Annotated in this window: 1 protein-coding gene; it reads right to left on the bottom strand. The window is 70.2% G+C overall.

All coding sequences use genetic code 11. The annotated features are described in order from the left end of the window. Positions 1-55 precede the first annotated feature (55 nt). Positions 56-574, bottom strand: a 519-nt coding sequence (locus KUM32_RS40140; RefSeq protein WP_217146644.1) for a VOC family protein, incomplete at its 5' end; no start/stop codon positions are given.

Genomic DNA, 574 nt, shown 5'->3' with positions numbered 1-574 from the left:
TGAGCCGGGGACGGCTGAGCCCAGGGCGGCGCCTTCGCCACGGGCCGGCCCGGCGTCAGCGCCAGGTGTTGTTGCTGGTGTGGTCGCCGGCGAGCCAGCGGGCGAGATCGGCGTGTGCCGTCGTACGCCGTTCGGCGTCGATCCGTGCCACGTCGGGGTGGTCGACGACGAACTCCAGCATGAGCCCGTTGGGGTCCGTGACGTACAGCGAGACGCAGTAGCCGTGGTCCACGACGAAGGTGTCGGGCTCCGCGTAGCCGGCCTCGGCGACGCGCTCGCGCATCGCGTCCTGGGTCTCCCGCTCGACCTTGAAGGCGATGTGCCGGAAGGGCGTGAAGTGGACGTCGGTCCGAAACTCCCGCTGGTCCTCGGGGTCGGCGAACTGGAAGAAGGCCAGGGCTCCGCCGTCGGCGAGGCCGTAGAAGGTGTGGGAGTAGGCGCGCTCGGCGCCGAACAGCACGTCCCGCTCGCTCCAGGCGGCCACCAGCGGCAGACCGATCACGTCCTCGTAGAAGCGTCGGGTGGCTTCCTGGTCGTCGGTTATCCACGCGTGATGGTGCAGGCGCAGCGGAAG

The sequence above is a fragment of the Streptomyces sp. AC627_RSS907 genome (assembly GCF_019049165.1).
Note: the sequence above shows the minus strand (reverse complement) of the source record. Positions and strands in the feature narration are given on the sequence as shown.